Origin of the sequence: Streptosporangium jomthongense, from assembly GCF_042650425.1 — a bacterium.
GTDB lineage: Bacteria > Actinomycetota > Actinomycetes > Streptosporangiales > Streptosporangiaceae > Streptosporangium.
This window is the reverse complement of record NZ_JBHSBC010000032.1, coordinates 115,829-140,133: the sequence shown is the minus strand read 5'-3', so window position 1 is coordinate 140,133 and position 24,305 is coordinate 115,829. Positions and strand designations below refer to the sequence as shown.

At 71.0% G+C, this 24,305-nt stretch carries 21 protein-coding genes and 1 tRNA gene; 11 read left to right on the top strand and 11 right to left on the bottom strand.

Annotated elements, in window-relative coordinates; all coding sequences use genetic code 11:
* Positions 1-11: 11 nt before the first annotated feature.
* Both ACFOYY_RS26220 and ACFOYY_RS26215 read right to left on the bottom strand, forming a co-directional pair.
* The gene (locus ACFOYY_RS26220; protein ID WP_386192963.1) at positions 12-947 is read right to left on the bottom strand and encodes a hypothetical protein; all 936 of its coding nucleotides are present in this window, start codon (positions 945-947) and stop codon (positions 12-14) included.
* 151 nt (positions 948-1,098) lie between these two features.
* A complete protein-coding gene (locus ACFOYY_RS26215) occupies positions 1,099-2,925 on the bottom strand; it encodes a DUF3352 domain-containing protein (RefSeq protein ID WP_386192960.1) in 1,827 nt (608 codons plus the stop codon).
* 240 nt (positions 2,926-3,165) lie between these two features.
* On the opposite strand from ACFOYY_RS26215, the gene ACFOYY_RS26210 reads away from it, so the two are divergent.
* From ACFOYY_RS26210 to ACFOYY_RS26175, 8 genes are all read left to right on the top strand, one after another.
* Positions 3,166-3,957: a thioesterase family protein gene (locus ACFOYY_RS26210; protein WP_352009600.1), complete on the top strand. Its 792-nt coding sequence runs from the start codon at positions 3,166-3,168 to the stop codon at positions 3,955-3,957.
* Positions 3,958-4,034: 77 nt separating this feature from the next.
* Entirely contained in the window at positions 4,035-4,892 is an 858-nt protein-coding gene (murI, locus tag ACFOYY_RS26205) for a glutamate racemase (protein ID WP_352009599.1), read from the top strand.
* A 58-nt stretch (positions 4,893-4,950) separates the two neighbouring features.
* On the top strand, positions 4,951-5,706 hold the full coding sequence (locus ACFOYY_RS26200; protein ID WP_352009598.1) for an MBL fold metallo-hydrolase: 756 nt from the start codon (positions 4,951-4,953) through the stop codon (positions 5,704-5,706).
* Positions 5,707-5,726: 20 nt separating this feature from the next.
* Positions 5,727-6,443 (top strand): ribonuclease PH, encoded by a 717-nt coding sequence (gene rph, locus ACFOYY_RS26195; protein WP_352009597.1) that lies wholly within the window; start codon positions 5,727-5,729, stop codon positions 6,441-6,443.
* Entirely contained in the window at positions 6,401-7,051 is a 651-nt protein-coding gene (locus tag ACFOYY_RS26190; protein ID WP_386192956.1) for an XTP/dITP diphosphatase, read from the top strand. Before rph ends, ACFOYY_RS26190 begins: the two co-directional genes overlap by 43 nt.
* Before the next feature lie 46 nt (positions 7,052-7,097).
* On the top strand, positions 7,098-8,645 hold the full coding sequence (locus ACFOYY_RS26185; RefSeq protein WP_386192953.1) for a molybdopterin-dependent oxidoreductase: 1,548 nt from the start codon (positions 7,098-7,100) through the stop codon (positions 8,643-8,645).
* A 146-nt stretch (positions 8,646-8,791) separates the two neighbouring features.
* Positions 8,792-9,499 (top strand): toxin glutamine deamidase domain-containing protein, encoded by a 708-nt coding sequence (locus tag ACFOYY_RS26180; protein ID WP_386192950.1) that lies wholly within the window; start codon positions 8,792-8,794, stop codon positions 9,497-9,499.
* Positions 9,496-9,753 carry a hypothetical protein gene (locus ACFOYY_RS26175; protein WP_352009594.1) on the top strand — a complete coding sequence of 86 codons (258 nt, stop codon included), beginning with the start codon at positions 9,496-9,498 and terminating at the stop codon, positions 9,751-9,753. Before ACFOYY_RS26180 ends, ACFOYY_RS26175 begins: the two co-directional genes overlap by 4 nt.
* 46 nt (positions 9,754-9,799) lie before the next feature.
* Here the strand turns inward: ACFOYY_RS26175 and ACFOYY_RS26170 are convergent, their stop codons facing one another.
* The 4 genes from ACFOYY_RS26170 to ACFOYY_RS26155 form a co-directional block, all read right to left on the bottom strand.
* Positions 9,800-12,301, bottom strand: a complete 2,502-nt coding sequence (locus ACFOYY_RS26170) for an ABC transporter permease (RefSeq protein ID WP_386192947.1) — start codon at positions 12,299-12,301, stop codon at positions 9,800-9,802.
* A 2-nt stretch (positions 12,302-12,303) separates the two neighbouring features.
* Positions 12,304-13,074, bottom strand: a complete 771-nt coding sequence (locus ACFOYY_RS26165; RefSeq protein WP_352009592.1) for an ABC transporter ATP-binding protein — start codon at positions 13,072-13,074, stop codon at positions 12,304-12,306.
* A 220-nt stretch (positions 13,075-13,294) separates the two neighbouring features.
* Positions 13,295-13,963: a response regulator transcription factor gene (locus tag ACFOYY_RS26160; protein ID WP_352009591.1), complete on the bottom strand. Its 669-nt coding sequence runs from the start codon at positions 13,961-13,963 to the stop codon at positions 13,295-13,297.
* A 58-nt stretch (positions 13,964-14,021) separates the two neighbouring features.
* Positions 14,022-15,281, bottom strand: a complete 1,260-nt coding sequence (locus ACFOYY_RS26155) for a sensor histidine kinase (protein ID WP_386192943.1) — start codon at positions 15,279-15,281, stop codon at positions 14,022-14,024.
* 318 nt (positions 15,282-15,599) lie between these two features.
* Here ACFOYY_RS26155 and ACFOYY_RS26150 point away from each other — a divergent pair, with 318 nt between their 5' ends.
* Positions 15,600-17,102 carry a SigE family RNA polymerase sigma factor gene (locus ACFOYY_RS26150; RefSeq protein ID WP_386192940.1) on the top strand — a complete coding sequence of 501 codons (1,503 nt, stop codon included), beginning with the start codon at positions 15,600-15,602 and terminating at the stop codon, positions 17,100-17,102.
* Between the two features lie 172 nt (positions 17,103-17,274).
* Here the strand turns inward: ACFOYY_RS26150 and ACFOYY_RS26145 are convergent.
* Positions 17,275-17,350 (bottom strand) — tRNA-Leu (locus ACFOYY_RS26145).
* Between the two features lie 540 nt (positions 17,351-17,890).
* Complete coding sequence (gene bcp / locus ACFOYY_RS26140; protein WP_352009588.1) at positions 17,891-18,355, bottom strand: thioredoxin-dependent thiol peroxidase; 465 nt, start codon at positions 18,353-18,355, stop codon at positions 17,891-17,893.
* Between the two features lie 112 nt (positions 18,356-18,467).
* On the opposite strand from bcp, the gene ACFOYY_RS26135 reads away from it, so the two are divergent.
* On the top strand, positions 18,468-18,806 hold the full coding sequence (locus ACFOYY_RS26135; RefSeq protein WP_362777015.1) for a DUF3618 domain-containing protein: 339 nt from the start codon (positions 18,468-18,470) through the stop codon (positions 18,804-18,806).
* A 15-nt stretch (positions 18,807-18,821) separates the two neighbouring features.
* Here ACFOYY_RS26135 and ACFOYY_RS26130 read toward each other — a convergent pair whose 3' ends face one another.
* Positions 18,822-20,015, bottom strand: a complete 1,194-nt coding sequence (locus ACFOYY_RS26130) for an amino acid deaminase/aldolase (protein ID WP_352009586.1) — start codon at positions 20,013-20,015, stop codon at positions 18,822-18,824.
* Between the two features lie 151 nt (positions 20,016-20,166).
* Between ACFOYY_RS26130 and ACFOYY_RS26125 the strand changes: the two genes are divergently transcribed.
* Positions 20,167-20,784, top strand: coding sequence for a DUF6286 domain-containing protein (locus ACFOYY_RS26125; protein WP_386192936.1), 618 nt, complete (start codon positions 20,167-20,169; stop codon positions 20,782-20,784).
* Between the two features lie 188 nt (positions 20,785-20,972).
* Here ACFOYY_RS26125 and ACFOYY_RS26120 read toward each other — a convergent pair whose 3' ends face one another.
* A complete protein-coding gene (locus ACFOYY_RS26120; RefSeq protein ID WP_386192933.1) occupies positions 20,973-22,799 on the bottom strand; it encodes a hypothetical protein in 1,827 nt (608 codons plus the stop codon).
* 112 nt (positions 22,800-22,911) lie between these two features.
* Complete coding sequence (locus tag ACFOYY_RS26115) at positions 22,912-24,288, bottom strand: L-serine ammonia-lyase (protein WP_386192930.1); 1,377 nt, start codon at positions 24,286-24,288, stop codon at positions 22,912-22,914.
* Between the last annotated feature and the right edge of the window lie 17 nt (positions 24,289-24,305).

The following is a 24,305-nucleotide window of genomic DNA, read 5'->3' as shown; positions in this document are numbered from 1 at the left end:
GATGGGGGTCCCTAGCGGGCGTAGGGCGAGGCCGCCTTTGTGAGCTCGCGGACGGTGTCGTCGGCGTCCGCCTGGAGCAGGCCGTTGTTCACCATGGGGACGCAGCCCGGCATGACGTCGACGATCGCGGCGGGGCCGTCCGGATAGCGGAAGCGCAGCTGGAAGGGCCGCTCGCGCAGGTCCGAGATCCGGCGGCAGGTGTTGTCGCCGGGCCGGGTCCCAAGGGAGTTCAGGGCCCTGGTCAGGGACTCGGCGGTCTCGGCGTCGTGCTCCCGCCGTACGGCAGGCGCGTCCGGCCGGTCGGACTGCCCGCAGGCCAGGACCGAGACGGCTCCCTCGGGCACCATCTGTTTGTTCTGTCCCCTGCGGCCGGTCGGCCGGCCCTGGCAGGGGTCGGCGGGCCGTACGGGGCGCCAGGTGCCGCTCTCGTAGGCGGCGGTGATCTCCGGCCCGATGTAGGAGGGGCTGCTGACGGCGCCGTTGGTGGTCGTCACACAGGAGTTGACCTCCTCGGCGCTGCCCAGCCACAGGACCTTCCCGTCGTCGTAGACGAAACGGACGAGGTAGTTGGTCATCGGGCCGCCCATCAGCGTGCAGGGCCCCAAGGGCGTTTTCCCGGCGGCGGGAAGGTAGTCCAGGTCGCGGGCCATCGCCACGGCTCCTTCCGTCAGGGACCTGGACCCGGCCAGCCGCGTGCCGCCGGGGTGGGTGTTGTCCCCGGGGTAGGCGCAGATCAGCGCCGAGACCGGATCGCCGGGCACGAGGGACCCTCCGGCCCCGGCGACGCCGGAGGGTCCGGGCACCCAGCCGCCGGGGGCCTCGCCGCCCCACCGCTGCGGGCACGGCGGCGGGGCCGCAGGAGGCCCGGCGGCCGACCGCGAGGCCAGTACGGCGGTTGCGCACCCGGCGACGGCCAGGACGATCACGATCACGGGCAGGGACTTCACGACGATGACACGTCGGAGACGGGGGATCGGTTCACCGGCTTCGCGGGTTCGCGTCGAGGGGTGCGGGGCCGTGGTCCACGGCGGGGAGAAACGCGAAAGGGCGGGCGTCCCGGGTGGGACGCCCGCCCTCAGACGGTGGGTTCGGGAAGGGTCAGTTGAACACCAGCCGCATGGAGAAGGTCGAGTCGCTGCCCGACTGGGTTCCGCTGATGCCCACGGCCTTCAGGACCTGAAGGCTGGCCCGCTCCTCGCCCTGGAGGTTCTGCAGGTAGAGGTGCTCCAGCTTGTCGAGGTCGACATAGGCGGCGAAGGTCGCCTTCTCGGCGTCGGGGACCGCCAGCCTGAAGCCCTCGTCGTCGCCGAGGGTGCCGTCCTTGGCCAGTTCGGCGGCGTACTCGGGGGAACTGGCCAGCACGAAGCTGCCGTCGCCGGGGGCCTTGGCCAGTTGCGGGGTCGTGGTGCCGGAGTCGGCGAGGGCCTTCTCGATCTTGGCGACGATCTCCTGGGCCTTGGCCGGGTCGGTGATGACGCGGGCGCCGAACTTCGGCTGGTTGGCGTCCAGGCCCCTGGAGTCCAGGGCCAGGGTCAGGTTCTTGCCGAGCAGCGTGGACAGGTCGGCGGGCAGGGCGAGGCCGTACTGCTGCTGGGCCTGGTCGGCGAACCGCTGAAGACCGGCGCCCGTCTGGTCGGCGGACTTCAGGATCTGGGCCCACTGCTTGCCGACGACGTCACCGAGACCGGAGATGGACAGGGCGGCGGCGGTCGAGGCGGGAAGCGTGCTGATCCTGGAGGTCTCGGGCTGGCCCATGTCCAGGTTCTGCGCGCCACGGGTGACGCCGGCCAGTTCGACGTAGTCGCCGTCGAAGCGCAGCGCGCCGGCGACCCTGAGGTTCTTGACCTGCGCGAGCGCCTCGGGGTTGCGGGTGGCCACCTCGGGTGCGAAGTCGGCGATCTTCCCGGCGTGGAGCCAGAAGGACAGGACACCGGTCTCGCCCAGGGCGTTCAGGTCGTCGGAGAAGGCGGTGTTGTCGGACAGCGGCGCGACCCTGACGGCCTGGTCGGCCTGGTCCTGGGTCTGGGCGAGCAGCGCGTAGTCCTCGCGGAAGGCGACGCCGTACTTCGCGCCGCCCATCAGCTTGGAGAGCCCGGCCTTCGCCTTGTCCTGGTCGGAGACCTGCACGGCCACGACCACGCCCGGCTCCGCGCCCGCCTTGGTCGGGGAGAGCACGGCGACGCCGATGCGGCTGCCGAGCCAGGGCTCGACGTCGGTGGCGTAGTTGATCTTGTCCAGGCCGCCGTCCTCCTTGATCAGGTCGAACAGCGCCTTGCGCGGGTCGTCCCCGGTGAAGGAGGAGCGGGTGACGTCGAACTTCCTGGCGATGCTGAACAGCGCCAGTTTCTGGTTGGCGGCCGGGTCGAGGTCCAGGCGCACGTAGCCGATCGCGTCACCGGGCAGCACGTCGTGGGGCTGGGTGCCGCCGCCGCTCAGCAGGCTGACCGCGAAGGCGCCGCCACCGCCGACGAGGGCGACGACCAGCGCGGCGATCAACCCGATCAGCCAGCCCCTGCCCTTCTTGGCGGGCCGGGCGGTCGGCTGCCCGGGGCCGAGGAAGTCCGGGTTCTGCTGCCAGGTGGGCTGCTGGCCGTAGCCGGGCTGCTGGCCGTAGTTCTGCGGATAACCCGGCTGGGCCTGCTGGCCGTACCCCGCCTGCTGGCCGTACGCCTGCTGACCGTGGCCGGGTTGCTGGCCGTAACCAGGCTGCTGGCCGTAGCCAGGTTGCTGACCGTAGCCGGGCTGCTGGCCATAACCGGGCTGCTGGCCATAACCGGGCTGCTGGTCCTGGTGCTGCTGGCCGTAGCCGGGCTGCTGGTAACCGCCGTCCTGGGGGTAGCCCTGAGATTGTGGCCGGTAGGCGATCGTCCTGTCAGGTTCCTGGCCCGGGTAGGGCGGCTGGCCGGGGGGGTTGTTGGCAGACATGCTCACTCACAATGTGGACTTCTCTCGGATACCGAGAAGTTAGTGCACATCGGTAGCAACCCGCTTGCATTGAACTAACCACGCGATTGCTCCATCCAACGCGCCCGCACGCCGGAGATCGCTGATCTTCCCGGGAAACACCCCGTCTTCTTCCAAAAGGTGACATATGCCAAGGGGAGCCAGGAATACCGGTCAAACCCGATAGAGTGACCCTTCCAGAATATAGTTCGGGGAGCGTGGATGACGAAGTTCGATGAGGCGACGCGGGCGGTCCGGGTGGACGAGACCACCTACGACGTGCACCTGGACCCCGGATACGCCGTCGGAGGACCGCTCAACGGGGGCTACCTGCTGGCCGTACTGCTGCGCGCCGTCGTGGACGCCTCCCCGCACGAGCACCCCGTGACCACCAGCGCGCAGTTCCTGCGCGTCGCCCCGCCCGGCCCCGCCAGGGTGCGGCTCGAACCGCTCAAGTCGGGCAGGACCGTCACGATGACCAGGGCGACCCTCCTGCAGGACGACGTCCCGCTGATCGAGACCCTCGTCACGACCGCCACCCTGAACGACGTCGCCCCCGACTGGAGCGACGGTCCCTCGGCGACCATGCCCCCCATCGAGGAGTGCTTCAGGCCGCCCGTCCCCGATCCCGGCTCGGGCATGACGCTCAACGAGCGGATGGAACTGGCCTTCGACCCGCCGACCGCAGGCTGGCTCGACGGCAGGCCCACCGGGCGTCCCGAGGCCCGTGCCTACTTCCGGCTGGCCGAGGGGAGGGAACCCGATCCCTACGTGCTGGCGATGGCCGTCGACTGCCTGCCGCCGGTGGTCTTCTCCGCGGGCGCCCGCGGCTGGGCGCCGACCGTGGACCTCACCTGGCACCTGCGCGCCCTGCCCGCCCCCGGCTGGCTCACCCTGCTCGGCAGCGGACGGCTGATCGGTGACGGCTGGTTCGACGAGGAGGTCGAGGTCTGGGACTCGGCCGGACGTCTCGTCGCCCAGTCGCGGCAGCTCGCCAGGGTGGGGCGCGGCTGATCTTTTCGCGATGATTGATCGTGTTGTGAGGATTCTTACCGTGAGCGGTCGTCCCAGGTCGCCTAACCTTGGGAACCGTGTCGCAAGCAAGCATTGGAATCTTCGACAGCGGGGTCGGCGGCCTGACGGTGGCCAGGGCGATCATCGACCAGCTGCCGAGCGAGTCACTCCTCTACGTGGCGGACACCGCACGCCAGCCGTACGGGCCGAAGAGCATCGCGCAGGTGCGGGCCTACGCCCTTGAGGTGATGGACCACCTCGTCGAGCACGACGTCAAGATGCTGGTGATCGCGTGCAACAGCGCGAGCGCGGCGGTGCTGCGGGACGCCCGCGAGCGTTACGACGTGCCGGTCGTCGAGGTCATCCAGCCCGCGACGCGCCGGGCCGTACAGGCGACCAGGAACGGCAGGGTCGGGGTGATCGGGACCAGGGCCACGATCGAGTCGATGGCCTACCAGGACGCCTTCGCCGCCGCCCCGGACGTCAGGCTGACCGGGGTGGCCGCGCCCCGCCTGGTGGAGTTCGTCGAACGGGGGGAGACGACGAGCGAGGAGGTCATCGAGGCCATCCGGGAGTATCTCGAACCCGTGCTGCACGACGGCTGCGACACCTTGATCCTGGGCTGCACCCACTATCCGCTGCTCACCGGCCCCATCTCCTACGTCGCGGGCAACGGCGTCACGCTGGTCTCCAGTGCGGACGAGACGGCCAAGGACGTCTACCGCGTCCTGCACGACCGTGGCATGGCCGCGACCGGCGGCCCCGCCGCGCACAGGTTCACCACCACCGGGGACACCGACCTGTTCGCCAGGCTCGGCCAGCGTTTCCTCGGCCCCGAGATCCAGGCGGTCGAACTCGCGACGGTCGGTGACGGCGCCGGGGACGGCGGGCCCGTCAGGGGAAACGGGCAGCGGGTCCACCGGATGACCCGCTGAGGTGGGAGCCCCCGGTGGCACGCGACGTAACGTGACAGACAGCGAGTAGGAGGCCGCCGTGAAACTGACGATCATCGGATGCTCCGGGAGCTTCCCGGGCCCTGACAGCCCCGCCTCCTGCTACCTGCTGGAGGCCGAGGGGTTCCGCATGCTGCTGGACTTCGGCAACGGCTCACTCGGCGCGCTCCAGCGGCACATCGGCCTCTACGACGTGGACGCGATCTGCCTGTCCCACCTGCACGCCGACCACTGCCTCGACATCTGCTCCTACCACGTGGTGCGCACCTACTCCCCGCACGGCCCGCTGCCCCGCGTGCCGGTCCACGCCCCCGCGGACGCGCCCCGCCGCCTGGCCGCCGCCTACGGCATGCCCGCCGAGCCGGGCCTGGAGACGGCCTTCGACTTCGTACGGCTGTCGCCCGGCGTCTTCCGGGTCGGCCCCTTCGAGGTGACGGCCGCCAGGGTGAACCACCCGGTCGAGACCTACGGCTTCCGCGTCTCCCACGGCGGCCGTTCCGTGGCCTACTCCGCGGACACCGGGGAGTCGGCCGAACTGGTCAAACTCGCCTCGGGGGTGGACGTGTTCCTGTGCGAGGCCTCCTTCGTCGAGGGCCCTGACCTGCCCGCCGACCTGCACCTGACCGGGCGCCAGGCCGCCGAACACGCGGCGGCGGCGGGCGCGGGCACCCTGGTGCTGACCCACCTGGTCCCCTGGAACGCCACCGAACGGGTTCTCGACGAGGCGTCGCGGGGCGGGTTCGCCGGCCGGATCGAACTGGCCCGCAGCGGTGCCCACTACGACCTGGAGGCGTGAAAGGCCCTAGGGTGAGGTCCATGGCTCGCGCAGATGGACGTTCTCCCGATCAGCTTCGCCCCGTCACCATCACCCGTGGCTGGCTCGCCCACGCAGAGGGGTCGGTGCTCGTCGAGTTCGGCGGCACCAGGGTGCTGTGTGCCGCCTCCGTGCAGGACAACGTGCCCCGCTGGCGCAGGGGCAGCGGCCAGGGTTGGGTGACCGCCGAGTACGCCATGCTGCCCAGGGCGACCAACACCCGCAACGACCGTGAGTCGGTGCGCGGCAGGATCGGCGGCAGGACGCACGAGATCTCCCGCCTCATCGGCCGTTCCCTGCGGGCCTGCGTCGACTACAAGGTGCTCGGCGAGAACTCCGTCGTGATCGACTGCGACGTGCTCCAGGCCGACGGCGGCACCCGCACGGCCGCGATCACCGGCGCCTACGTGGCCCTCGCCGACGCGGTGCGGTGGATGCGCGAGCGGAAGATGTGCGCGGGCGACCCCCTCATCGACTCCGTCGCCGCCGTCTCTGTCGGCGTCGTCGGCTCCACGCCGCTGCTCGACCTCTGCTACACCGAGGACGTCGCCGCCGAGACCGACATGAACGTGGTGATGACCGGAAGCGGCCAGTTCGTCGAGGTCCAGGGCACCGCCGAGGGCAAGCCGTTCGACAGGGCCGCCCTCGACGAACTGCTCGACCTCGGCGCCGCCGGATGCGTGGAGCTGACCCGCCTGCAGCGCGAGGCGCTGGCGTGAACTCCTCGATCAAACTGGTCCTGGCGACCAGGAACGCCGGGAAGATCGCCGAGCTGCGCCGGATCCTGGCCGACGCCTCGATCACGGCCGAGATCCTCGGGCTTGAGGAGTTCCCCGAGATCGGTGACGTCGCGGAGACCGGCCTGACCTTCGCCGAGAACGCCCTGCTGAAGGCGGGCGCCGTCGCCGAGCAGTCGGGCCTGCCCGCCATCGCCGACGACTCCGGCCTGTGCGTCGACGCGCTGAACGGCATGCCGGGCATCTTCTCCGCCCGCTGGGCGGGCAGGCACGGCGACGACCGGGCGAACCTGGAACTGCTGCTCGCCCAGGTGTCCGACGTGCCGGAGGAGCACCGGGGCGCCCACTTCGCGTGCGCGGCGGCTCTGGCGCTGCCCTCCGGTGAGCAGCGCATCATCGAGGGCACCCTGAACGGGGTGATCATCGACGCCCCGCGCGGCGCCAACGGCTTCGGCTACGACCCGATCTTCGTGCCCGAGGGCGAGAGCCGTACGGCGGCCGAGCTCTCGGCCCAGGAGAAGAACGCCATCAGCCACCGGGGCCGTGCCTTCCGCGCCCTGGCCCCCGTCATCGCGGAGCTCCTCGGCTGAGGACGCGCGCCGCGACCGGCGCGCGGACAGGCGTAACGTCGCAGGCATGGAGAGCAACAGACGTGCGCCCGGGTGGGCGGGCCCGCTGATCGGCCTGGTTTCCTGCGCGGCGGCGCTGGGGGTCTCCCTGGCGGCCGCGGGGCTGGTCAGGGCGTCCGCCTTCCCCGTCGTCGCGGTCGGCGACGCCGCGGTCGACCTCGCCCCCGCGGGGGCGAAGGAGTTCGCGATCCGCGTCTTCGGGGAGAACGACAAGAACGTCCTGGTCGCGGGCATCCTCGTGGTCCTCGCCGCGATCGCCGCGGCCATCGGGACGCTGGCCCTGCGCGACCTCAGGTACGGCACCGCCGGGCTGGCGGCCTTCGGCGTGGTCGGCGTCTCGGCCGCCCTGACCCGTCCGGACGCGGGCGTCCTGGACGCCGTGCCCACGCTCGCGGGCATGGTCGCGGGCATCGTCACCCTGCGCCTGCTGACCGGACGCGCCCTGCGGGGCCCGGCCCCCACGACCTCGGGGGAGGGCGCCGCGATCGACCGGCGCGGACTGCTCATCGGGGCGGCGGGTGGTCTCGCGCTCGCCGGGGTGAGCGGCGTGATCGGCCAGGCGTTGACGTCGGGACGCTCCGCGGTGAGCGCGGCCAGGGCCTCCCTGAGGCTGCCCGGGCCCGCGACCCCGCTTCCCCCGATCCCGGCCGGGGCCGACCTGAGGATCAAGGGACTGTCGCCGTTCGTCACCCCGAACGCGGACTTCTACCGGGTGGACACCGCCCTCGTGCTGCCGCAGGTCGACCCCCGTTCCTGGACCCTCAGGATCCACGGCATGGTGGACAGGCCCGTCGAACTGACCTTCGCCGACCTGCTGAAACGGCCCGTGGTCGAGGCGGACGTCACGTTGTGCTGCGTCTCCAACGACGTCGGCGGCCCCTATGTCGGCAACGCCAGGTGGCTGGGGGCCGACCTGGCGGGGGTGCTGCGCGACGCGGGCGTGCACCGGGACGCGGACATGCTGCTGAGCACCTCGGCCGACGGCTGGACCTGCGGCACCCCGGTCGACGTCGTCCTCGACGGCCGTGACGCCCTGCTGGCCTTCGCGATGAACGGTGAGGCGCTGCCCTTCGCGCACGGCTTCCCGGTCCGCCAAGTCGTGCCCGGCCTGTACGGATACGTCTCGGCGACCAAGTGGGTGACCGACATCAAGGTCACCCGTTTCGACCGGGACGAGGCCTACTGGACCCCCAGAGGATGGGCGCCGAAGGGACCCGTCAAGACCGAGTCGCGCATCGACCTGCCCAGGGACGGGGCCGACCTGCCCGCGGGCCGTACGGTGATCGCGGGGGTCGCCTGGGCGCAGCACAAGGGGATCGACGCGGTCGAGGTCAGGATCGACCGGGGGCCGTGGCGCCAGGCGAGACTCGCCCAGGCGCCGACCGCCGACACCTGGCGCCAGTGGGTGGTCGACGACTGGGACGCCACCCCGGGCGAGCACACCATCGAGGTACGGGCGACCGACGCCACCGGCTACACCCAGACCGCAGAACGCGCCCCCGTGGGCCCCGACGGCGCCACCGGCTGGCACACCGTGGACGTCCGGGTCACCTGAGCCGGGGACGCTCCTTCCAGATCTGGTCAACTCGCCGGTGCCGTACGGCCGAGCGCCCTAACATCGGCCCGAAACGAGGCCGAGGGGGACCGGTGGAACAGGCGTTTTCAACCGCGGTATTACAAACGAGGACGTACAACCCCGTGGTGACCGCGGACGGGCAGCGGTGGCGGGACTTCGAGCTCGACCCGCGTTCCTCGGTCGTCGTGGCGCCGCCCAGGGAGCCGGAGCGGGTCGCGTGGCGGCCGATCAGGCTGGACCGGTGCAGGCCGTACGGCGCGGTGGGCGGGCTGGTGATGCCGGACCCGCAGATCCAGGAGGACCTGCTGTGCTCGGTGCCGGTGACCGAAGAGGGGACGCCCACGCGCTTCCCCGACCCCCGGGGAGAGTGGATCAAGGCGATCAACGGGGCCGGCGCGGCGGACGACCCGTTCCGGGCGACCAACTCCCTGGACTGCGCCCTGTCGGTGCTGTCCACCTGGTACGGGACGCCGGTCGTCGCCGCGCCGAGACGGCCGGAGTACGACCGGGCCGGCAGACCCCTGCTGACCGGGGAGGAAGGCGGGGCGGCCCGCGCGGAACGGTGGCTCGGCCAGCGCTTCCAGTACCTCGGACAGGGAAGACAGGCCTACGGCCCGATCGGACCGGCGCTGCTGGCCGGTGGCCACGGATCCGCCGCGATCATCGTCAACCGCTGGCCCGGGGGCGGCAGCCACGCCTGGAACGCGGTGAACGCCTCCGGAGAGGTGCTCTGGCTCGACACGCAACTCGGGAGGCTCGCGGACGAGCCGCTCTACAAGTTCGTGACCGGGGTGTTCTGCGTGATCCTCGACGCGGAGGGACGCGGGCTGTGAACCTCGAACAGGCCAGGGCGGTCGCGGAGGAGTACTTCAACGGCGTCAGAGGCCTCGACGCCGCCGTGGAGATCCGGATCTACGACTTCGCCGAGGGATACGTCGCCTGGGCCAAGGAGCCCGAACCCGAGGACCCCGGCGTGCTGCCCGACACCGTCGGCGGCGGATGCCTCGTGATCGACAAGGCCACCGGGGAGATCACGATCAGGCCCCTCCTCAACCCGGAGACCATCGCCGACCAGTACCCCGGATGAGCCGGGCGAAAGGGCCGGGGCACCCCGTGGGGCGCCCCGGCACCGGTCAGCCCGCGGCCAGGGCGTCCACGACCGAGGCCCGGGCGGCCTTACGGGCGGGCAGCACGGCGGCGAGCACGCCCGCCAGACCGGACAGCACCACGAACGCCAGGACCTGCGGCACGGGAACGGTGAACACGACGCCGGTCGTCGCGGTCCGTGCGGCGGCCCAGCCGAACACGACACCGAGCACCACCCCGACCAGCGCCCCGATGAGCCCCAGGATCAGGGCCTCGACCGAGAGCATCGCCCGCAGCTGGGACCGGGTCAGGCCCAGCGCCCGCAGCAGCGCCGACTCCCTGGTCCGCTCGTGGACCGAAAGGGACAGCGTGTTGGCGATCCCCAGCAGCGAGATCAGCACCGCCAGCCCGAGCAGCCCCGTGATGATCATCACGCTCATGTCGAGCGCCTCGTCGAACCCGCTCCTGACCTCCGTGGAGCTGGCCACCTTCGCCGTCGGGTACGGCTGCGCCGCCGCCTCGACCACCTTGCGCGTCACGTCGGGGGCGACCCCCTCCTTGGCGTTGACCAGGATCCGGCTGTCGTCGACCACGCCGAAGTAACGGTCGAAGTCGGCCGCGGGAACCGTCAGCTCCGCCAGGCCCGTCTGATCGGCGTCGAAGACCCCGACGACCGTGAGCTCGACCCGGCCCGCCTTCTTCGTGCGCAGCGGAAGCCGGTCGCCGACCGCGACCTTGAGGTTCTTGGCCACGTAGCCCGCCACCGCCACGGTCCCCGGCTTGAGCGCGCCGACCGACCCCGAGGTGAAGGCCGGGGCGAAGTCCCGGGTGGCGGCGAACGTTCCCGCCCGGTAGGTGGAGTCCTCGGCGCCGACCTTGGCGTCGGTCTGGCGGATCGCGACGACCGAGGTCAGCTCCGGCCTGGTCCGCAGGTTCTCCGCCAGGTCACGCGGCAGACGCGACTCGCGGTCCTGGGCCTGGACCATGTAGTCGACGGGGAACTGCTCGTCGAGCTTCTGGGAGTAGGTCAGCCGCAGCGTGCCGGTGAGCACCGAGATGAGCGTCATCAGCGTCACGCCGACGGTCAGCGCCACCGTCGTGGTCGCGGAACGTCGCGGGTTGCGCCCCGAGTTGTCCAGCGCGAGCCTGCCCGGCACCCCGAAGAGCCTGCCCGGCAGCCAGCCCACGAAGGCGCCCAGCGGCCTGACGATCACCGGTCCGAGGACCAGCACCGCGAAGAACACCAGCGCGCCGCCCGCCATCACGGTGAACAGCGCCGCCTGGCCGGGATCCATCGTCACCCCGACCACGGTGACCGCGACCCCGGCGACCAGGAACAACGCCGCCACGATCACCCGCACGACCCCCGCCCTGAAGGTGTGCTCCTCCACCTGGGCGCGCAGCGCGGCGATCGGCGCGACCCGCGTCGCCGAACGCGCGGGAAGCAGGGCCGCCCCGACCGTGACGACCATGCCGACCGCCACGGCCAGCGCCACGGTGAACGGCGTCAGGGTCGCGGTCGCCTCGGGCAGCGGGGCACCGGAGGTACGCAGCACCACCATCGCCCCCGCGCCCATGCCGTACCCGAGCAGCAGGCCGAGCAGCGACGACATCAGGCCGACCACCGCCGACTCCAGCAGGACGGAGCCGAACACCTGCCCGCGCGTCGCGCCGATGCAGCGCAGCAACGCCATCTCCCGGGTCCGCTGGGCGACGAGGATGTTGAAGGTGTTGTAGATGACCAGCGCCGCGACGAACATCGCCACCAGGCCGAACAGCAACAGACCCATCGTGAGGAACTGGCTGTCGGCGCCGTTGGCCTTGACCATGTCGTCGGCGTACCGCTTGCCGGTCTTCACCTCGTAGCCGGCCCCGAGGGCCTTGACGACCGCGGCGCGCGCGTCCTCCTGGGAGACCCCCTCGGCCGCCGCGACGTCGATCTCCCGGTAGCCCTTCTCACCGGTCATCGCCCTGGCCGTCTCGGTGACGAAGCCGACCGCGCCGGTGTAGGCCAGCTCCTGGTCGAGGCCGACGTCGAACAGCCCGACCAGCGTGAACTCGTGACTGACGTTCTTGGAGTCGAGCACCGCGACGGTTTCGCCGACCTTGAACCCCCGCGTCTTGGCGGTGTTCTTGTCGAGCACGGCCTGCGTCGCGGTGCTCGGCGCCGAACCGCTGACGATGGAGGTACGGCTCAGCGGCCCCTGGACGATGGAGACCCCCGAGGTCGGGTAGTCACCGGCGGCCTTGCCGTCCTTGCCGATCAGCGCGGAGGTGCCCCGTACGAGACCCTGGGCCTCGGCGACACCGCCGACGGCGCGGACCTTCTCCAGCACGGCCTGGGAAAGGTCCGCCTTGCCGGGGGCGGGAAGCACGGCGACGTCGATCTTGTCGGCCGCCGCGCCGAACTTCTGGGTGAAACCGGCCTGCATGGTGTCGGTGAGCACGAACGTGCCCGCGATGAAGCCGACCCCGAGCGCGATGGCCAGCGAGGTGAGCAGCAGCCGCAGCTTGCGTGCCCTGAGCCCGGCGAAGGTCGTCTTGAGCACCTTCAGGCCTCCAGCTTCATCAGCGTGTCCAGCACGCTCTGCGGGGTCGGCTGGAACAGCTCACTGACCAGCAGGCCGTCCCGCAGGAAGATCACCCGGTCGGCGTAGGACGCCGCGACCGGGTCGTGGGTGACCATCACGATCGTCTGGTTCAGCTCACGCACCGACGTGCGCAGGAACGACAGCACCTCGGCGCCGCTGCGCGAGTCCAGGTTGCCGGTCGGCTCGTCGGCGAAGATGACCTGCGGCTTGCTGATCAGGGCGCGGGCGACCGCCACCCGCTGCTGCTGGCCGCCGGACAGCTCGCTGGGCCTGTGCCCGAGCCGCTCCCGCAGGCCGACGGTCTCCACGACCCGGTCGAACAGGACCTGGTCCGCCTGCCTTCCGGCGATCTCCAGCGGAAGCCTGATGTTCTGCTCGGCGGTCAGCGTCGGCAGCAGGTTGAACGCCTGGAAGATGAACCCGATCCGCTCGCGGCGCAGCAGCGTCAGCCGTTTGTCGTCGAGACCCGTCAGCTCGACCTCGCCGATGTGCACCTGCCCGTGGGTGACGGTGTCCAGACCGGCCAGGCAGTGCATCAGCGTCGACTTGCCGGACCCGGAGGGCCCCATGATCGCGGTGAAGGCGCCCGTCGCGAAGGAGACGTCCACTCCCCGGAGGGCCTCCACGGCCGCGTCTCCCTGGCCGTAGACCTTGGTCAGGCCCCTGGCCACCACGGCCGCCGCCGTGTCCCTGCGCGCGTGCCCCGCGCCGACCTCTCCGGTGATGGTCACGTCTCTGTCTCCTTGCCAAAAGCGTGTCTTGCGAACTGGAAGAACGCTATTGGCGCAGGACAGGGCCGTTCATCGGCCTGCGGGACAGAGTCGGCCTCCGCCGAAGGAGGCTTGTTCCCGGGCGGCTACGACCCGTGACGTAGTTCCCGTATCGGCCATTCGGACGAGCCGGGGGCCTGGCTCGCGGGGCCGGCCCGTGAAAGACCTTGCCGGGAAGGGTTCACGAATCCGTCGAATGCGGCGTCACAAGCCCGGACTCGTAGGCGTAGACCACCACCTGGGCCCGGTCCCGCAACCCCAGTTTCGCCAGCACCCTGCCCAGATGCGTCTTGACCGTGGCCTCCGCCAGGTCGAGCCGCTCGGCGATCTCCCCGTTGGACAGGCCACGGGCGACCAGCACCAGCACCTCCCGCTCCCGCGCCGTCAGACCGCCGAACACCGTCGGCTCCGCCGTACCCGGAGAGGGGAGATGCACGGCGAAACGCTCCAGCAGCCGCCTGGTCGTGCTCGGCGCGACGACCGCGTCCCCGCTGTGCACCGAATGGATGGCGCTGACCAGGTCGGAAGGCGGCACGTCCTTCAGCAGGAACCCGGAGGCCCCCGCCTTCAACGCCGCGAACGCGTAGTCGTCCAGATCGAACGTCGTCAGGATCAGCACCCGCGGCCCGTCCTCGGCGGCGCGGATCAGACGGGTCGCCTCGACGCCGTCCATCACCGGCATCCGCACGTCCATCAGCACCACGTCGACACCGCCGCCTCCGGCCACCTCGACCGCCGCCGCCCCGTCACCCACCTCGGCGACGACCTCGATGTCCGGCTGGGCGTTCAGCACCATGCGGAACCCGGCCCTCAGAAGCGCCTGGTCGTCCACCAGCATCACGCGAATCACCGGCCACCCACCTTCCCACCGGGAAACCGCTCCCCGGCACCCTTCCGTCCGGCCCCCCTCACGCGGCCCTGCTCCTGCCCATCTCGCCGATCGGCAACCGCGCCGTCACCCGGAACCCGCCACCGGGGCGCGGACCCGCCTCGACGCTCCCGCCGAACATCGCCGCCCGCTCCCGCATGCCGACCAGGCCGTGCCCGTCCACACTTCGCGGCGCCGCCGCGCCCCGCCCGTCGTCGGTCACCCGGACCAGCAGCTCACGCGGACCGTACTCCATCTCGACCACCGCGCTGCTGCCGGGGCCGCCGTGCTTGAGCGTGTTGGTCAGGGCCTCCTGGACGATCCGGTAGACCGTCAGCTGCTCCCCCTCGGGCAGACCCTGGGCCGGGCCGGTGACCCGCAACTCGACAGGCACCCCCGAGGCGCACACCTGGGCCACCAGGTCGTCCAGCTGCGACAGGCTCGGCTGCGGAGCGTACTCCTCGGCCCTGCCCTGCCCGGCGGAACCCTTCTCGGCGGAACCCGCCCCGGACACGCCGTCGGTGCGCAGCACGCCGACCATCCTGCGCATCTCGGCCAGCGCCTGCCTGCCCGTGTACGAGATGGCCCGCATGGCCTCCCTGGCCTGCTCGGGATCGTTGTCGATCGCGTACCCCGCGCCGTCCGCCTGAACGATGATCACACTCACGTTGTGCGCGACCACGTCGTGCAGCTCACGGGCGATCCTGGTCCGCTCGGCCGCGGCGGCCAGCCGTACCTGCTGGTCACGCTCATATTCGGCCCGTACGGCCCGCTCCTCGAGGCTCAGCAGATAACGGCGGCGGGTGTTGGCGTAGATGCCCGCGATCCAGATCGCCACCACGAACACGGAGAGGCTGGCCCAGCTCACGAAATCCGGATATGTCACGAGCCGCCCGAAGGAAAGGGCCAGCCCCAGCTCCGCCACCAGGCCCGCGGCGACCGCCCAGCGCAACAGGCGCCGCGCGGCCACGGCGTACATGGCGATCAGCACGGACACGTTGAACGCCAGCGGATCGACCCCGGCGAGCCACTGCAGGAAACTCCCCAGCGAGACGGCCGCGAAGACCCCGAGAGGATGCCGCCGCAGCCACAACAGCGGAACCGAGACCATCAGCCCGAAGACCAGGATCGCCCACGGCCCCGTCACGACCCCCGGCCACGGCACACTCCTCGCCCCCGAACCCGTCAGGTTCGCGACGAACCACCCGTTCGCCACCGAGATCGCGGCGAAAGGCACCAGCCAGAGAGCATCCACGGCACCGGGATGCCGACGGCTCCAGTCGAGTAATCTGCCGAACACGTCACCACGATACGTATACGCAGATCAATGCCCTTCCCCCTCAGGGCGGAACCGCGCCTACGACCCAGGTCGCACCTCCAAAGCCCTTACACCCCTCTTACGCCCCTTCGGGCACCATGGTTTTCGGGAGCGCCCTCCGGGGTGAGTAAAGGGAGAGATTGTTTGTGATGGCGGATCACAACAATGCCGGGCCGCGCGATGAAGAGGACGCATCGCGCGGCCCGTCGTCATTCCCGGCCCCTCACTGACGGAACCCTCTCAACCTTTTCCCACCGGCCCGGTATCTGAGAAAGAAGAGGGCGGGCCGGGAGGGGAAACGTGGAAACAGGCGCGGAAAGCGCGGAGGAACACTTCCGCGACTTCGTCACCTCACGCTGGCAGGCCATGCTCCGCACCGCCTACCTGCTGACCGGAGACCACGGCAGAGCCGAGGACCTGCTCCAGACCGCGCTGGTCAGGACCCACAGACGCTGGAACAGGATCGACGACCCCGAGCTCTACACCCGCCGGGTGCTCACCAACCTCAACATCTCCTGGTGGCGGCGAAGACGGATCACCGAACACCTCACCGGCACCGTCCCGGAGACAGCCGTCCAGGACCCGCACACCGGCTACGAAACCCGCGACGCGCTCTGGACGGCGATGCTGACCCTTCCCCCCAGAATGCGCGCCGTACTCGTCCTGCGTTATTTCGAGGACCTGCCGGAGGCCGAGGTCGCCAGAACACTCGGCTGCTCCCTCGGCACGGTCAAAAGCCAGGCCTCACGCGGCCTGGAACGGCTCAGAGGCCACCCCGGGATCACCGGCGACCCCGGCGCCCGCGTCCTCTACGCCGGGGACAGGGCAGGACACCGCGTCATCGTGGCGGTCTCCCCGAGGAACCCCGCCATGGGCGGCACGGTCATCCTGTACGGCACGGCGGGAACCCCCGTGGAGGCTCTGAGAGCCGACCCGCAACCCCCGAACATGACGGGCAGGGACGGCATCGCCTGGATCTCCGCAGACCCCGACCACACCCTCATCGTGCTCGGCCCCCCGCGGACGACCGCGGTGAAGATCTCCCCCTCCGTCACCTACCGCTCCGACGGCACCCCGACACGCCGCACCCGCACCCTCCGGACGGACGACGGCCTGATCCTGACCCCCGTCCCCGACGCCGCACCCGGCCACGTCGCCATCAAGATCCGGCTGGGAGAACGCTTCGGAGAACCCGTGCCACTCGGCTGGCCCACATCCCAGCACGAGGACCCCGCCTTCCGCCCAAACCTGACCAGGGCAGCCGCGGCCGCCGAAGGCCACGTCGACCGGGAACAGGCTCAGGGACTGCTGTGGGGACTCGGCGCCCTGGCCACCCCGCCCTGGCGGCTGACCTACCGCTATCTGTGGGGCGGCCCCCTCGGCGCCGGCCGGGACGCCCTCATCGCCACCGTCTCCGGCCCCGAGACCCCCACCTTCCTCGCCGTCCAGACGACCTACACCGCCCCTGACGGAAGCACGACGACAGACCGCCTCGGCCGCCCGGCGGGAGACCTCTCCCAGCCGGTCGGCTGGACCACGGACCTCGGCGGCTCCCCGGCCGCCGCCGTCCGCGTCCCCAACGGGGCAGGGGTCCGCGTCGAACTCAGAGAAGGGAACAGGACGATCGCCACCGTCTCCGCCGACGCCACAGGACTGGCCCTCTTCTCACCCCCCGGCCTGTCCAGGGAACGGCTGCGCGCGTGCGGCTACCGTGTCCTGGGGGCCGGAGGGAAGGTCCTCCACCGGGGAGGACTCGACATCGGCGATCTCCACACGGCCGTTCTGGGAGGGAGCGACTGGTGAGGGGAGGCCGCCGGCGGAGACGCGGAGCAGGCGGAGGGCCTCGCGAAGGGCGGCGGATCGGGAGGGGGCCCTGCCCTGGGTGACGTAGGCCTCGACGAAGGCGGCGTCCTGAGGAGCCAGGGTGACGCTGACGGTCACCGACCTCAGCGTCACCGCTTGGATTCTTGGTCGCTGGTGGGGCCGGTGGGATTCGAACCCACCCTGGCACGGACCTAAACCGTGTGTCTCTACCGCTGGACTACGGCCCCGATTCTTTCCTGCGAAATTGTCTGTCTGTGAATGGCAGTTCGGACAGAGAAAACGCAGGTTCTCTTTTCTGTTGTCCAGCCAGTCGCCGTTGATGTGATCGACGTGGAGAGTGAGATCCCGCCCTAGCCAGATGCCCTCGATCTTACAGCCAGCGCAGTGGTATGGCATCCCGATTGTCTGTAGGTCCCGCCGTAGGCGGGCGGGGTTGGGTCGCGCGCTGCCCTCGGGGAGGACGACCAGGGCCTGGCCCGGAGTGCGGCGTCTGGGGGAAGGCCTCCCGCGGTTGGGGGCGACCCTGCGGAAGTGTGAGGTGTCGATGCCGAGGCGTTTCAGTTGGCGGCTGATGTGCGCGTGGTTTCCGCCCGCGATCGTGATGCCGAGGCGGCGCAGGACGTCGGTGACGCTGAGAGAGGCGGCCGCGGCCTCGGCCAGCATTTCGGGGGTGTATTTGTACTTCGCCGGCATGCCCCGAGGTTACGGAAGGAGACCGACAATTCCTGGGGCATGCGCCAATCACATTAAATGGCGAAAAAAGGGGATCAGTCCACGCCGAGTTCGCGGCGGAGGCGGGCCACGTGACCGGTCGCCTTCACGTTGTAGAGGGCCTTCTCGATCTTCCCGTCCGCGTCGATGACGAAGGTCGAGCGCAGCACGCCCACGGTGGTCCTGCCGTACATCGTCTTCTCGCCGTAGGCGCCGTAGGCCTGGTGGACCTCCAGGCCGGGGTCGGACAGCAGGGGGAAGGTCAGGGCGTCGTGCTCGACGAACTTGGCGAGCTTGGCCGGGGTGTCCTTGGACACACCGAGTACGGCGAAGCCCGCGGCGGCCAGGGATTCGAGGCTGTCGCGGAAGTCGCAGGCCTGCTTGGTGCACCCGGGGGTCATCGCGGCGGGGTAGAAGTAGAGGATCACACGTTTGCCGCGGTAGGCGTCGAGGGAGACGGTGCCGCCGTCGGCGGCGGGGAGCGCGAAGTCCGGGGCGGCGTCGCCGGGCTCTAGTTTCATGGGTTTCCTCCGTGGACTCGTTCCCGGGTCAACTTACCGGCCTGCCCGAAGTGCCGCGGGCGGACCGGACCTGACAGACTGATCAATGTCAAGGGTGACGAGAGGAGATCCGATGGCGGACACCGATCCCGCGGAGCTTGAGCGGAGAATCGAGCGGACCCGTGCGGAGTTGGCCAAGACGGTTGACGCCATCGCCGACCGGGTGAGCCCGAAGAACGTCGCGCGCAGGACCGTCGCCAAGGCCGAGACGAGCGCGAGGCAGTTCCTGGTCTCGGTCGGAGACAGGATGGGGGACGTGGTCGGGGTCACGCCGCGTCCGGTGAAGCCGGGGGACGAGCCGCAGGGCCTGTGGGCCGAGGAGGAGCCGAGCCTGGCGCCGGTGCTGATCGGCGTGGGCGCCGTGCTGGCGGTCACCGCGGTGGTCATGCTGTGGCGGCGCCGTCGCCGTTGAGGCGGGCGGGCCGGGTCAGAGGAAGGTGCGGCCCTCACCGCGGTAGGTGGGGACGGTCTCGACGACCTCCTCGCCCTCGATCAGGTGCAGGGCGGTGAATCGTTCGCACAGTTCGCCGGCCTTGGCGTGCCGGAACCAGACGCGGTCACCGGTTCTCAGGTCGTGTGCGGCGGGGCCGAGGAGCGGGGTCTGGACCTCGCCTGCGCCCTCACCGGGGGCGTAGCGCAGGCCGTGGGGCAGGTAGGGGTGGGGGAGGCGGTCCCGTCCCGGGGGGCCTGAGGCGTGGTAGCCGCCGCCCAGGACGGTGACGACGCCGGGGGCGGGGCGGCGGACGACGGGCAGGGCGAACATGGCGGCGGGGCGCCCGGTGAAGCCGCGGTAGAAGTCGAACAGGCGAGGGTGGAAGAAGCCGGATCCCGCGGCGACCTCGGTGACGGCCTTCTCCCTGGCGGTCAGGTCGATGCTGCCCGTGCCTCCGCCGTTGACGAACTCCAGGTCGGCCACCTGGGCGACGGCCTGGACGACGCGGCCTCTGCGGACGAGGAGTTCGCGGCGGGAGCGGGCCTGCATGAGGCGGACGGCCCGGGTGAGGGCGGGGTTGCCCGGCTGGTCGTCGCCGACTCCGGCGATCTGGGCCTCGTAGGCCATCACGCCGACCAGGCGGAAGCCGGGGCGTTTGGCGATGGTGGCCGCCAGGTCGGCCGCCTGGTCGGGCCTGCGTACCGGGGAGCGGTGCGCTCCGGCCCTGAATCTGCCGCGGAAGGCCACGAACCCCGCATCGATGTCGAGACATATGCGGATCTCGTGGCGATGGGGGAGGCCGCCGATCGCGGCGTCCACGAGGTTCAGGTGATCGGCGCTGTCAACCATCAGCGTGATCTCCCGCGCCGCCACGGGGTCGGCGGCCAACTCGGCCAGCGCGGTCCTGTCGGCGGTGGGGTAGGCGACGAGCACGTCCCGCAGGCCGGTCGAGACCAGCCAGAGGGCCTCGGGCAGGGTGAAGGCCATGATTCCGGCGAAGCCGTCCATGGCGAGGATCCGTTCGAGCAGGGGCCTGGAGCGGATGGACTTGCTGGCGACCCTGATCGGTTTGCCGCCCGCCCGCCGGGCCATGGCGGAGGCGTTCGAGCGCAGGGCTTCCAGGTCCAGCACGGCGAACGGAGGATCCAGGTGCGCTGTCGCCCGGTCGTAGCGCTGACGGTCGTCCATGCCCGCAGAATAGCCGTAAAACGACTAATATGAGCAGTGTTCATGTTGAGATGCCGGCGGTAAATTCTCCGGCCAGGGCGACTCCGGGATCGTGAAAGTCGCCGCTTCACCCCCGCGTGACGACTCCGGGACGCGTAGACCTGTCCAGGTGATGAGCACTCTCCAGGACATCATGGCGGGGACGGGCGGAACCACGGCGGGGGAGCACCTGCACGCCGTCCGGCGCAGATCGGTACGGCTGCTGCGGCCTGAGCGCAATCCGGCGGGCCTGGTGGCCGCCGTACTGGTCTCGGCGGCGCTCTCGGCCGCGGCCTGTGTGACGGCGGGGCTGACGATGGGCTCCCCGATGGGGCGGGTGCCGTACCGCAGGGTCGCCGAGGGGATCGGGGCGGCCAGGTGGTCCGACCCCGCGGTCTTCGCCGTGGCGCTGGTGGTGACGGCGGCCGGGATCGTGCTGTTCGCCCTGGCCGTGCTGCCGGGCAAGACCCGGTTGGTGCCGCTGGAGTCCGCGGACTCCCGGATGGTGATCGGCCTGACCAGGGCTGGGCTTCGCCGTACGCTGCGGGCGGCGGCGGAGTCGGTCGACGGGGTCGGGCGGGCCCGGGTACGGCTCGGCTCGCGTGACATCGAGGTCACCGTGTTCACCGACGCCGACCGGACGGGCCACCTGCTGCGTCAGGTGGGCATCGTCGTGGGTGACCGGCTGACGGCCCTGGGCGCGATGTGCGCGCGAGAGATCGTCGTACGGCTGTGCAGGAGGGGAGCCTGATGCGGGCCTACCTGGACAACAGGATCGGCTTGGCCCTCACGGGGGTGACGCTGACCGGGGCGGGGATGTACGCCTGCCTGCGGGGGCAGGGAAAGCTCTCCTCCCAGCCACGCGACGACCGGATCATGAGCCGGGGGCTGCCCTCCTACCTGGAGCAGCACGCGTGGCTGGGATGGCTGGTGGCGTTGCTACTGGTGGTGCTGGCGCTGCTGTCGATCAGGTGGCTGCTGCGCGCCCTGGGCTGGGGACGGGTGGGACGCCGCAGCGCCACCGGTACGGCCATGCTGGGGGTCGCGGTTAAAGAAATCGAAGGGCTCGTCCGAGTTGGCGTCAGGCACGCGAAGGACGATCGTCTGCGCGTCGCGATCACCTGCGGGCCGGCCACCGACGTCGGCAGGCTCGTCGCGCGGCTGAACAAGGACGCGGTCTCCAAGGTCCGCAGGACGATAGGGGACGAGAACCTCGGCGCCTGGGTCAGGCTGCACGTCCGGGGCCGCTGACCCCGCCGGTCCCGGTGCCGCCGGTTCCGGGGCGGCGGGGGCGGCGGGGGCACGGTCCCGTACGGCGAAGGCGAGTCCCGCGGCCAGGCAGGCGAACGGGACGGCCGGGACCACGTAGCGGTGGTCGAAGGCCGCGATGAAGGGCGGCAGGGCCAGCAGTACGGCCCCCGCCGCCCACGGCAGCAGCACGACCCCGCCGAGCCGCCGCCAGTTGCGCAGCACCCCGGCCAGCCCGACCAGCACGATCACGGCGAGGACCGGGCCGCGCAGGAAGCCGTTCTCCTGGTAGAGGCGCAGCCAGCCCGCGTACGGCTCGACGAGACGGGTCTCGCCGGAGGCGCCCTGGTAGGCGACGGTCAGTTCCTCGGCGGTCCTGCCCTGGGAGGCGGCGCCGGTGGGGAAGGGCCTGGCGACGGCGGGGAAGACGTAGGCGCTCTGCGGGCCGGGGGTCGGGTAGACCCTGCGTTCCCAGTCGAAGACATGGGCCACGTCGGTGAGGCCCGCGGTGAGGAAGTCGAGCGGCTGCGCCCTGATGGCCTGGGCCGCGAAGGCGCCCGCGAGCCTGTCACGCTCGGCCCAGGTTCCCTTGACCTTGTTCAGGGGCGAGGAGGCGTCCCAGATGTAGACGGGCGGGGCCTTGCGCTCGGCGACGGGGACGGTCGGGCACAGCGCGGCCTCGGGACCGGCGGGTTTGATCCTGGCGCAGTCGGCGAAGGTCATGGTGCGCGCCCAGAGGAAGGCGTTTCCCCTGGTCAGGCCGTAGTTGCCGTACTCGGAGGCGAACCAGGCCGCGTAGCCGCCCAGGCCGATCGCGCAGGCCAGCGCGGTGGCCGTGACCGCCCGCCATCCGGACCGTCCGATCACCATGCACACCAGTACCACGAGGGCCAGCGGCAGCCCGATCGTCCTGGTCACGGTCGCCGCCGCGAGCAGGAGCCCGGCGAGCAGCGCCGCCCACGCAGGCGGGCGTCGCCGCCACATCACCAGCGTGACCGCCGCGACCACGAGGAACTCCATCGGCAGGTCCGCCATGACGAGGTGTTCGAGCTGGACCTGGTGGACGTCGAGCAGCACGGGGAGCGTGATCAGCGTCGCCCCCCACCCCGGCAGCCCTCCCCGGCGGCGCAGCAGGAGGTAGACGCACAACGCCGTGGCGAGCCCGAGCAGGTGCTGGATCACCACGACCGCCTGGACGCTGGACAGCGGGCGCAGCGCCCACAACAGCAGGGAGTAGCCGGAGGGCCGGGACTCCATCGGCCGGGGGTCGAGTCCGGCGCCGAGGTAGACGAAGGAGTCGGCCCAGAACCACAGCGTGGGCCGGTAACCGAGCACGGCCAGCGCGCGCACCCCGATCCCGGCGAGCAGGGCCAGCGCGAAGAACCAGTGAGAGCCACGGGAACCACGGGAGCCCGGGGAGCCGCTGTGGTCACGGTGGTCGCCGGGGAGGGCGGACGCGCGGTGGCGGGCCCGGCCTCCCGGACGTGTCTTCTCCGGCTGTGAGACCTCCGTCGGCACGACGTCCTCCCGACTCTCGGTGACAGCGGCACCCAGCATAGGGGCGCTACGGCGAGTGGCCGGGTGAGATGTCAAAGTTCGTGGAGTTTGGCGTGTTTGCTGGGAGGTCGGGTCAGCATTCGATGACGTTCACCGCCAGGCCGCCCCTGCTCGTCTCCTTGTACTTGTCGAGCATGTCGCGGCCGGTGTCGCGCATCGTCTTGATCGCCTTGTCCAGGGAGACGAAGTGGCGGCCGTCGCCGCGCAGTGCGATCCTGGCCGCGGTGATGGCCTTGATCGAGGCCACCGCGTTGCGCTCGATGCACGGGATCTGCACCAGGCCGCCGATCGGGTCGCAGGTCAGCCCCAGGTTGTGCTCGATGCCGATCTCGGCGGCGTTCTCCACCTGCTCGGGGGTGCCGCCGAGCGCCTCGGTCAGCCCGGCCGCCGCCATCGAGCAGGCGGAGCCGACCTCGCCCTGGCAGCCGACCTCGGCGCCGGAGATGGAGGCGTTCTCCTTGAACAGCACGCCGATCGCCCCCGCGGTGAGCAGGAAGCGCACCACCCCGTCGTCGTCGGAGTTCGGGACGAACCGGTCGTAGTAGGTGAGCACGGCCGGGACGATGCCCGCCGCGCCGTTCGTCGGCGCCGTGACGACCCGCCCGCCCGCGGCGTTCTCCTCGTTCACCGCGAGGGCGAACAGCGAGACCCAGTCCATCGCGTGCAGCGGGTCCTTCTCCGCGGCCTCGCTCTGCAGCCTCCGGTGGAGCTGGTGGGCCCTGCGCCTGACCTTCAGGCCGCCGGGCAGCACGCCCTCCTTGGCGATGCCGCGCCCGACGCACTCGCTCATGACGCGCCACAGGTTCAGCAGCCGGTCGCGGATCTCCCGCTCGGACAGGCCGAAGGCCTTCTCGTTCTCCAGCATCAGCCCCGAGACGGAAAGACCCGTCTCCGTGCAGTGGCCGAGCAGTTCGGCCGCCGTGGTGAAGGGGTACGGCAGGACGGTGTCGTCCGGTTTGATGCGGTCGGCGCCGGTGGCGTTCTCGTCGACCACGAAGCCGCCGCCGACCGAGTAGTAGACCTTCTCCCGCAGGACGTCGCCGGTCTCCCCGAAGGCGGTGAACCGCATGCCGTTCGGGTGGTGCGGCAGGGAGATCTTGCGTTCGAAGACGAGATGCTCACCGACCGCGAACGGGATCTCGCGGGAGCCGTACAACCGGATCGTTCCCGAGGCGCGCATGGCGGCCAGCCGTTCGTCGACGGTGTCGACGTCGACGAGTTCGGGTTTGTCGCCGGTCAGGCCGAGAAGGACGGCCTTGTCGCTGCCGTGGCCCTTGCCGGTCAGGCCGAGCGAGCCGTAGAGGATGACCTCGACCCGGGTGGTCTTGTCGAGCAGGCCGTCGTGGTCGAGCCCTCTGGCGAACCTGTGGGCGGCGGCCATCGGGCCGCCGGTGTGCGAGCTGGACGGGCCGATACCGATCTTGAAGAGGTCGAAGACGCTGATCGCCATTGATCTGCCCTGCCTTT

Coding starts and splice junctions, on each gene's coding strand:
- ACFOYY_RS26215 (WP_386192960.1), bottom strand. CDS start 2,925: ATGTCTGCCAACAACCCCCCCGGCCAGCCGCCCTACCCGGGCCAGGAA.
- ACFOYY_RS26210 (WP_352009600.1), top strand. CDS start 3,166: ATGACGAAGTTCGATGAGGCGACGCGGGCGGTCCGGGTGGACGAGACC.
- rph (WP_352009597.1), top strand. CDS start 5,727: ATGGCTCGCGCAGATGGACGTTCTCCCGATCAGCTTCGCCCCGTCACC.
- ACFOYY_RS26190 (WP_386192956.1), top strand. CDS start 6,401: ATGCGTGGAGCTGACCCGCCTGCAGCGCGAGGCGCTGGCGTGAACTCC.
- ACFOYY_RS26185 (WP_386192953.1), top strand. CDS start 7,098: ATGGAGAGCAACAGACGTGCGCCCGGGTGGGCGGGCCCGCTGATCGGC.
- bcp (WP_352009588.1), bottom strand. CDS start 18,355: ATGAAACTAGAGCCCGGCGACGCCGCCCCGGACTTCGCGCTCCCCGCC.
- ACFOYY_RS26135 (WP_362777015.1), top strand. CDS start 18,468: ATGGCGGACACCGATCCCGCGGAGCTTGAGCGGAGAATCGAGCGGACC.
- ACFOYY_RS26130 (WP_352009586.1), bottom strand. CDS start 20,015: ATGGACGACCGTCAGCGCTACGACCGGGCGACAGCGCACCTGGATCCT.
- ACFOYY_RS26125 (WP_386192936.1), top strand. CDS start 20,167: ATGAGCACTCTCCAGGACATCATGGCGGGGACGGGCGGAACCACGGCG.
- ACFOYY_RS26115 (WP_386192930.1), bottom strand. CDS start 24,288: ATGGCGATCAGCGTCTTCGACCTCTTCAAGATCGGTATCGGCCCGTCC.